Here is an 8,679-nt window from a genome sequence, read left to right on the forward strand (position 1 = left end):
CCCGGCCTTCTGCTTTGGCTAGCGGCCTCACTCTCCTTCGTCGCCGTGCATGCGGCGCTCTGGACAAGGCATCCGGGAAGGGCGAGGGCAGTGCGTTATCTGGCGGCGGCGGTGCTGACGGGGCTGCCGCCCTTCGGCATCACTGGATGGGCGAATCCGCTGACCGCAGCCGGGGTACTGTTTCCCGGGTGGGGATGGTGGGGATTGCTCGCAACTGCAGCCGGCCTGCTCGTCATGGTGATGAGATATCGGCCGGCAGCTGTCCTTGGCCTCGCTGGCTTCTGGCTCTGGTCCGCCGCAATGTGGACAGAGCCGAAGCTACCGGAAGGATGGATGGGCGTCGACCTTGAATTGGGACGAAGCCTTGGCCGGGACGGGTCGCTCGAGCATCACCGTGGCCTGATCGCCACAGCGCGCATATCCGCAAGTAAGGGCGCGCACGTTGTCGTCTTTCCGGAGAGCGCGCTCGGCTTCTGGACGCCGACGGTCGCTCGCCTTTGGCGGGAGGGGTTGAACGGGCTCGACGTCACGGTCGTCGCCGGCGCCGCCGTCATCGATGCGCAAGGCTACGACAATGTCATGGTGGCGGTTGGTTCCGGCGCCGCTGGCATCCTCTACAAGGAGCGCATGCCGGTTCCGGTTTCCATGTGGCAGCCATGGTTGCGTTGGACAGGGCAGGGCGGCGGCGCCCAGGCGCACCTGTTCGCGAACCCGGTCGCGGAGGTTGGAGCAACGAGGATCGCGCCGCTCATCTGCTATGAGCAACTCATCCTCTGGCCGGTGCTGCAATCGATGCTGCATTCACCCGCCGTCATCGTCGCTACCGGCAATGGCTGGTGGACCAGGGGCACCTCGATCATCGCGATCCAGAAGGCGAGCGTTGCCGCATGGGCTAAGCTCTTCGACTTGCCCGTCGTCATGGCCTTCAACACATAACGGAGACAATCAGATGGTCGATGCCGCCCTCATCAAACAATGCGCCGATCCCGGCCTGAAACCCGCGATTGTCGAACAGTTCATTGAGCGGGCGGGGTCGCAGGATCCGCTCGCGATCACGGTCCGATCCGGAAACCGCGTGGTGCTGGTGCCGAAGCCGGGAACGCCGGACGAGGCGATGGAACTGGTCCGCCAGCATATTGGGCGCAACGTCATTCGGGTCGGCATCACGCAATATCCAGCCGGTCTCGGCATCCTGGAGGCCGGAGCGCTGAGACCTGACCTTGTCGATCCTTGTGAAAATATCCGCATGGGCACCGCGCTCTTCGCCAAAGTCTATCGGATAGTCATGAAATGGTACGGTAGTCCCAGTGAGAAAGAGGTTCTTCCGCAAGTGCTCGACGACGCGATCATCGCCTGGCAGACGGGGTATTTCGAGGGGATGGCCGTATTCCGCGCGCCGGACCCTGGTGAGGTGAAAGCCCCTGAACCTGGTAGGGACGAGCCCACGAGCGACGCTATCAAGAAGTCAGCAGATTCTGCCGGGTCGGATGCGAGCGAGCCTTCCGAGGATGAGGCCCGTAGTGACGATCCCAACAAGGCGGGTATTCGTGTCGATCTGTCCGGAATCGGTGCCAAATGACATTGATGCAATGCCTAAGTGAAACCTAGCTTTGGGGTTGGCTATTTGCCATGAACCAGACCTAGTTCAGCAAGGTTGAAATGAAATGAGCTGATGCGTCACCATGCGGTCAGGCCAGACTCGGTTCTCGTTTCTAGATTTCAGCCATTAGCCAAGCGACACAACTTGCACTCGGCAGTGCAAAGGACTACATGATTTTACAAACTGCAACCCTGCCCTGTATAGGATTAGGCCAACTGATGAAAAGCTCTGTCGTCTTGTCTGCACCTGGCGCCCCTCCAAAAAACTCAAGAGATCAGGGACTTTCCAAACGGGAGGCGATCCTGGATGCGGCGACGCGCGTTTTTCTTGCTCACGGCTATGAGGGAGCCAGCATGGACCTTGTGGCGCAAGAATCAGGCGCGGCACGACGCACGGTCTACAATCAGTTCGAAAGCAAAGACGCGCTCTTTAACGCCGCCGTGGAGCGCGTATGGAAGGATATGCCGGTTGTCGGCATTATGGCCGATGAAGCCGCCCTCCAAGATCCAGGTCTTGGGCTCAGGAAAGTGGGATTGCTTATCGCGGATTTCTGGGCGCCGGATCAGGCCGTCGCGTTTGTTCGCATGGTCATCAGCGAGAGCAATCGCTTCCCGGATCTCGCCGAGAATTTCGTACGGCTTGGAAAAATGCCGGCACTTCGGGCCTTGATCGACTATATCAGCGCGCTGAAAGACCGAGGCCTCATCAAGGTGGAAGATCCCGATCTTGCGGCCCGGCAGTTCGTTGGGCTCGTCAATGAGCCGCTGCTTTGGTATCGCGTGATTGGTGTCGGTGGCGCACCCTCGAAGGCCCGGCGTCATCAAGTCGTTGAGGAAGCAGTTGCCACGTTCCTCGCACGCTATGGCACAAACGGAAAAGCCGCCGCATCATAACCGGCGGCGGCGTAATCTAAAACCGGACGGCTCCTCCTAATTAAAGTTTTCCTGTTGTTCCCGGCATCACGCGCCGGCGAATGACGGCCTCACCATTGTCGGTGCGAATGCCCATCGCATGTAGTCCCGGCTTACCACCATTGAAGCGTAGGCCAAGGCTTGTAGCGTCTATGTCAAGATAGTCGCTCATTTCCTCAGCGCTGCCCCCAAGTTCCATCCATGCGATGCCGCGAGCGGTCGTGGTCCCATGTTTGGCCTGAAGCCGACCTGCGTGCTCTGATCTGTCTTCGATATAGAAGAAATTCGGCAATCCCGCTTTCCAGGCGCGGGACGTGTCAGGCGTGCGAGCCGAGTACCCCATCGACCCGTCCGCCCGCATGCGCATGGTGCCTTCGAAAACGTCGCTTCCAAGACGCCGCGCGATCGCATCCAGTTCCGTCCGAGAATCGACACGGGCGCACCATCCGATAAAGCAATCGCCGTCCCGCGTCGCCTCGTGAAAAAATGTTGCAACTGGGTGCCCCGCCTCGACCGCGTGAGCATCAATCACACCTTCCACCTCAATGTAAGTATCGTCGCCCGTCGGTATGATCCGGTTGGCAAGTCGGTACTCGGGAAACCATCCCCCCTCGGCATTGCCCAATCCGGTTTCCTGAGTCAGGCGGTGGGTCGACTCCCAGAAGTTTCGCGCACCCAGGCAAATATGGTCGATCTCGATCATCGAATATGCTCCTCGTTACAAATTTATCAGTAGCCTTCACACTTCGTCGCCTGGGCGACGACGTCATCTTTGGAAAAGTCATTGATGCGACTGTAGAACTCAGGATCATCCGCGACGAACCGCGCCGGATCGACGGGTGTCTCGATCAGACCGTTCTTGTGAAGAAATTCCTGAAGCTCCCCAAGTCCCGCCACGGCTGGTTTTCCGTGCAGTTTCCCGCCTGCGGCCTCGAAAGGCAGACGTCGCTCTTCAAGCATGCTCTTGAGGATCAAGGTGTCCTGCGCAAGGGTCGTGCTTCGGTCAGGGGCCCAGTTCTTACGGTATATTTTCGCGACGCACTCGGGGTTGGCCTCGGCAAAAACCTGCGCCATTGCCACGCCGCGCGCGAGCGTCTCGACCATTTTCGTGTCAGTCTTGAGGGCGCCCTCTGTCGCGACAAAGCCATAGTCCGGAAAGCGCAACCATGCGTCGTCGTAGATAAAGTTTACTTTACCGCCAAGCGCCTGGTAAGTGGCGATTTCCGGCGTGAAGGCGAGACTTGCGTCAACTCTGCCGGATCGCAGCATCTCCTGGGCCTGTGCTCCCATACCGATGACGATCTTCTGAACATCGCGATTGGGATCCATTCCGTTATTGGCGAGCAGTGAATCGAGATACATGGAGCCACCCGACCCGCCGACCGCGAGGCCGACTTTCTTTCCCTTCAGGTCCTGGGGCTTCGTAATGTCGCTCGACGTTTCGGTGATGACCCGCCAGAGACTGTTCGTCATCACGGCCGCCATGCGTATGTCGGAAAACTCTTTTGTGTCGGCGACCATCCAAGGTGTCGTGTTCATCATTCCGACACTGGCACTTTTACCAATGATGCCTTGGACCGCTGCGCTCGAACCGGGCATATACTGCACCTGGATGTCGTAGCCGGCATCGCGCCACCAGCCCATGGCAAGCGGCACATACAGTTCGTAGACCGCCTGGATCATCAGCGGATTGCCGATGACGAAAGGCACTTTGCGCTGCTCTTCAGCACTGCCAGTTCCGCTGCCAACTGTGAAAAGGACAGCTGTTGATACAAAAAGTCCTGCTAGACGGCGTTTAACGTCCATTGTCGTTCCCCTGATTGGTTTTGAAGATGAGGTAGATCAGTGGCGCTGGTCGTTCGCCCAGAAGACGATTTTCCGACCCAATACCTGCACGGTGGCGCTGAGGATTGCCGCGATGACCGTAAGGCATAGGACCGCCGCGAAGACGCCTGCAGTGTCCATGGCAAATCCTGCGCGGACGATAAGCGAGCCAAGACCTTCTTGCGCCCCAACAAATTCGGCGACCACTGCGCCGATGACACTGAGCGTGACGCCCACATTTAGACCCGCAACCACGAAACTGCCTGAATTCGGTAGTGTCAGATATCGAAATCGCTGCCAGCGTGTCGCGTTATAGATCATGAACAACTCGCGCTGTTCATGAGCGACAGAGCGGAGACCAGCCACCGTGTTGATAAAGACCGGGAAGAAGGTGATCAGCCCGACGATGAATACCTTCGAGGAAAGGCCATAACCGAACCAGACGACAAAAAGCGGGGCTATCGCAACCTTCGGAATGGCCTGGAGGGCAACAACATAGGGCGACAAAATCCGTTCCACCGCCCGCGATTCCGCAACAGGGACGGCAAGAATAAAGCCGAGCGCGGATCCGACAACAAAGCCTATCAGTACCTCCTGCAAGGTGATGAGGGTATTGGGTAGGAGATACCCCTGCGTGGCGCCTTGATAAAGGGAAACCGCAATCTGACTAGGGCGGGGAAGCAGAGCTGGGCTGACACCGGTCACTGGAATGAGAACCCATTCCCAACTGGCAAGGAAAAGTAAGAACAATACAATCGCTAGCATCGTAACCTGATCGAAGCCGCTCGATGATTTCCGTTTGCGTGGGGTCTCGGCCGACGCCGTCGCGAATGATGCCTGGTCTGTCATGCCGCACGCTCCTCGGCCTCGAAATAGCCGCGGACATGACTCACATAGCGGCCGAACTCTAAGGAGTTGACCATGTCGAGGGTTCTTGGTCGATGCAGATCCACCTTGATGATTTCGACAACGCGCCCGGGACGAGCGGCCAGAACGACCATATAGTCGGCGAGGAACACGGCCTCCGAGATCGAATGGGTGACAAAGATGACTGTTTTGTCACCGGCCATCCAGAGGCTCTGGAGCTCGACCTGAAGATGATCCCGGGTCATGGCATCCAGTGCGGCGAACGGTTCATCCATCAGCAACACGGAGGGATTGTGTACGAGCGCACGACAGATTGCGACACGCTGCTGCATGCCACCAGAAAGCTCGCCCGGATATTTCTTTTCGAAACCTTCGAGACCTACCAGGTGGATATATCTCAACGCAGTCTCACGGGCCTCTGCCTTGCTCACTTTGCCGAGATCGGCCGCAAGCATAACGTTCTCCAGCACGGTTCGCCAAGGCAGCAGCACCGGCGACTGAAAGACCATACCAATCTGGTTCGTCGGCCTTTCGACGGCTCGCCCGGCAAGCAAAACGTCGCCGCTGGTCTTTCTGATAAGGCCGCCGATTAGCCGTAGGAGTGTGCTTTTTCCACATCCGCTGGGCCCTAAAAGGGTGACAAACGAGCCTTTTGGAATCTGAAGCGAGACGTCTCGCAAGGCAGTGACGATGTCACCTGACATTGTCTCAAAAGATTTCGAGACATTCCGGAGTGAGATAAAATCCGGAACACCGTTCCCTGTTGAATTCATCGTGTTCCCATTTTTTCTTTGATGCATACGGCACAGAATGAGCATTGCTAAGAGCGATCGCTTACGGCCGATGCACTGCATGATGCAGTATATAAATGCACTGCATCATGCAGTGCAGTCAAGCGTTTTGTTTGATCGTCGGATGAATTGGAGAGCGGCAATCATGCCGCGCTCCCCCATCCACGACCTCAGTGGCCGAAGATGTCCGTGACTGCCTTCCATTCCGGCACGGGAACCCTTCCGGTCGGGGTCCGAATTGCTTTTGAATAGGTGAATTCGTTGAGCGTGGCCGCGCAGTGCTCGCGTCCGTAGCCGCTGGATTTCGTGCCGCCGAATGGCGTGCCGATGACAATACGGTTGTAGTTGTTGACGAAAACGATTCCCGCCTCGACCCGCCGAGCCATACGATTGGCGAGTTCCTGGTCTCTCGAATAGATGCCGGCGACCAAAGCGAACTGCGTCCCATTGGCGATATCGATTGCCTCGGCTTCGTTAGAGAACTTCATGACGCAAGTGACGGGGCCGAATATCTCCTCCTGAGCAACCCGCATGTTTGCAGTTACATTTGTGAAGACAGTCGGTGGAACGAAATAGCCTTCCTTCAGTCTCGGATCGTCAGGCAGCTTGCCTTGCGCAGCAATTGTGGCGCCTTCCGATTGACCGATGCGAATGTAGTTCTCGACTTTTTCCTTTTGCGCCCTCGAAACTACGGGGCCGACGTGCGTCGTTTCGAGTGCGCCGTCTCCAGTCGTCAGCCTTTCGGTCGCCGCACAGAAACGCTCGACGAACGCATCATGAATGTCTTTATGAACCAGAATGCGCGATGCGGCTGTGCACGCCTCGCCCTTGTTGAAGAAAGCTCCGTCGATAGCATCGCGCACCGCTTGGTCCAGATCAGCATCGGCCATAACGATAAACGGGTTCTTCCCTCCGAGTTCACACAGAACGGGCACGTGGCGCTCTGCCGCCGTCTTCAAAACGGCTGTGCCCGTTGAAGGCGCACCGGTGAAGGATATCTTGCGCACCAGTGGATGTTGCGTCAGGGCTTGCCCGACTGCCGGCCCTATACCGGTCACGCAATGAACGACGTCCTCCGGCAGTGCTTCGTTTAGGAGATCCACGATGCGCATGATCGTAAGTGGCGCTTGATCCCCGGGCTTGACGACAATCGTGTTTCCTGCTGCAAGCGCCGGCGCAACCTTTGCGCCAGTGTGAATAGGCGGCCAGTTGAAGGGAATAATGCCTGCGACCACGCCGAATGGTTCGCGGACCGTGGCCGAGGTCACAAAGCCAAGATCGAGATATTCACCCCCGCTTTTGCCTGCCAGAGCACCAAAAAAGGCAAACGATCCCGTTAGACTGGCGACGTCGAATTGCAACGCATCACGCACCGGCTTTCCATTTTCCCGCGAGACAAGTTCGGCAAGTTCCTGAGCATGAATTTCCAGATGCTTGCCTGCCGCAATGAGCAGCGCACCGCGTTCGCGCGCGGATCGTTCCCTCCAATGTCCTGAGAACGCGGCGTGCGCGGCGGAGACTGCCTTATCAACCTCAGCCACTCCACTTCCCTGGACATGGGCAATGATCTCACCGGTAGCGGGATTATCAACATCGAATAAGTCAGCCGGACTCTTCGACGACCATCTCGAAATGATGGTCGGAACAGGTGTCGTCAACATTGGCTCTTCCTCTGAATCAGCAGATTATTGGGCATCTGCACAGAACACCGTGACCTTCATAATGCTGAGAGTTCTGGCGATCGGCCATCACGTCATTGCCGCTTCGCAGTCGTCTGGAATGAGAGGCAAGCGCGATCAGATGCACTATACAGTGCAGTGCATGACAGTCAAGAGCTATGAGAAAAGGCGGCGGTATGGAAGGACGGGTTACGTCCTTCCGGTCGGGGCCATATTGAGCAATCCCCCGCAAACGAAAAGACTGATCTTCCGCAGCAAAAGCTCGACGTCGTTGTCATCGCAGGCCCCGTTCGACAATCTTGCCGTACGGCCGGTGCGCGCCATCATGGTCATGCCCACGCCGATCGAGAACATATATGCCCAGACAGCATCCTCCCGCGAAATCCCTGGCAGCACCTTTTGAAACGCGCTGATGAAGCGAAGGGCTGTGCTATCGTAGTGCTCAGCAATCAGGGCCTTGGTATGTGGATCATCCGAATTGGCGGATGCGGCCAGTATTCTTGAAAAGAAGTTACCGAAGCGTTCGGGGTCATGGCCGAGCTCAACAGTGGGTCGAAACAAGGCATCAATCAATTGCGGCAGGCTTGGAATGGCACCGTCCGCGAACAGACGATCGAGATGCCGACCGCGCTCCTGGTTGATCTCGGTTGCACGAAAGGAAAAGATCTCATCAAACAATTTTTCCTTGGTCCCGAAATGGTAGTGCAAGAGCGCTTGCGAAACGTTCGCCTCCTTGGCGATGTCACGCATGCTGCTGCCGTCATACCCGTCCTTTGCAAACACGCGTTCGGCCGCCAACATGATTGCTTCGCGATTGTCTGGAGCAGGCGCGCTGATGGAACGAGAACTGGATGCTTTCATGGATTGCCTAGGCGGTAAACCCATAAATTCGATTGTCGGCTGACGCTGGCCGTGATTCAAGGCTTCCGAATGAGGGAGCCCTGATGACGCGCCGCCGCTATGAACTCACCGACCATGAATGGTCGATCCTGTCGCCGCTGTTGCCC

The 8,679-nt window shown here is 57.4% G+C and carries 9 protein-coding genes; 3 read left to right on the forward strand and 6 right to left on the reverse strand.

What is annotated here, in order from left to right; genetic code table 11:
* From AC5XE7_RS20535 to AC5XE7_RS20545, 3 genes are all read left to right on the forward strand, one after another.
* Positions 1-936: conjugal transfer protein TraB (locus AC5XE7_RS20535; protein ID WP_495367408.1), on the forward strand; the 936-nt coding region annotated here is incomplete at its 5' end.
* 13 nt (positions 937-949) lie between these two features.
* On the forward strand, positions 950-1,579 hold the full coding sequence (locus AC5XE7_RS20540) for a TraH family protein (protein ID WP_272791916.1): 630 nt from the start codon (positions 950-952) through the stop codon (positions 1,577-1,579).
* A gap of 239 nt (positions 1,580-1,818) precedes the next feature.
* A complete protein-coding gene (locus tag AC5XE7_RS20545; RefSeq protein WP_272791917.1) occupies positions 1,819-2,493 on the forward strand; it encodes a TetR/AcrR family transcriptional regulator in 675 nt (224 codons plus the stop codon).
* A gap of 40 nt (positions 2,494-2,533) precedes the next feature.
* Here the strand turns inward: AC5XE7_RS20545 and AC5XE7_RS20550 are convergent, their stop codons facing one another.
* The 6 genes from AC5XE7_RS20550 to AC5XE7_RS20575 all read right to left on the reverse strand — a co-directional run bounded on the left by AC5XE7_RS20550 (position 2,534) and on the right by AC5XE7_RS20575 (position 8,533).
* Positions 2,534-3,214 carry a VOC family protein gene (locus AC5XE7_RS20550; RefSeq protein ID WP_272791918.1) on the reverse strand — a complete coding sequence of 227 codons (681 nt, stop codon included), beginning with the start codon at positions 3,212-3,214 and terminating at the stop codon, positions 2,534-2,536.
* 26 nt (positions 3,215-3,240) lie between these two features.
* Positions 3,241-4,317 (reverse strand): ABC transporter substrate-binding protein, encoded by a 1,077-nt coding sequence (locus AC5XE7_RS20555; RefSeq protein ID WP_272791919.1) that lies wholly within the window; start codon positions 4,315-4,317, stop codon positions 3,241-3,243.
* 36 nt (positions 4,318-4,353) lie between these two features.
* A complete protein-coding gene (locus AC5XE7_RS20560; protein ID WP_272791920.1) occupies positions 4,354-5,184 on the reverse strand; it encodes an ABC transporter permease in 831 nt (276 codons plus the stop codon).
* Positions 5,181-5,975: an ABC transporter ATP-binding protein gene (locus AC5XE7_RS20565; protein WP_272791921.1), complete on the reverse strand. Its 795-nt coding sequence runs from the start codon at positions 5,973-5,975 to the stop codon at positions 5,181-5,183. The genes AC5XE7_RS20560 and AC5XE7_RS20565 overlap by 4 nt, the downstream gene beginning before the upstream one ends.
* Positions 5,976-6,163: 188 nt before the next feature.
* Positions 6,164-7,654 (reverse strand): aldehyde dehydrogenase family protein, encoded by a 1,491-nt coding sequence (locus tag AC5XE7_RS20570; protein WP_272791922.1) that lies wholly within the window; start codon positions 7,652-7,654, stop codon positions 6,164-6,166.
* 207 nt (positions 7,655-7,861) lie between these two features.
* Entirely contained in the window at positions 7,862-8,533 is a 672-nt protein-coding gene (locus AC5XE7_RS20575) for a TetR/AcrR family transcriptional regulator (protein WP_272809207.1), read from the reverse strand.
* Between the last annotated feature and the right edge of the window lie 146 nt (positions 8,534-8,679).

The organism is Aquamicrobium sp. YD-1-mutant5 (genome assembly GCF_059509755.1).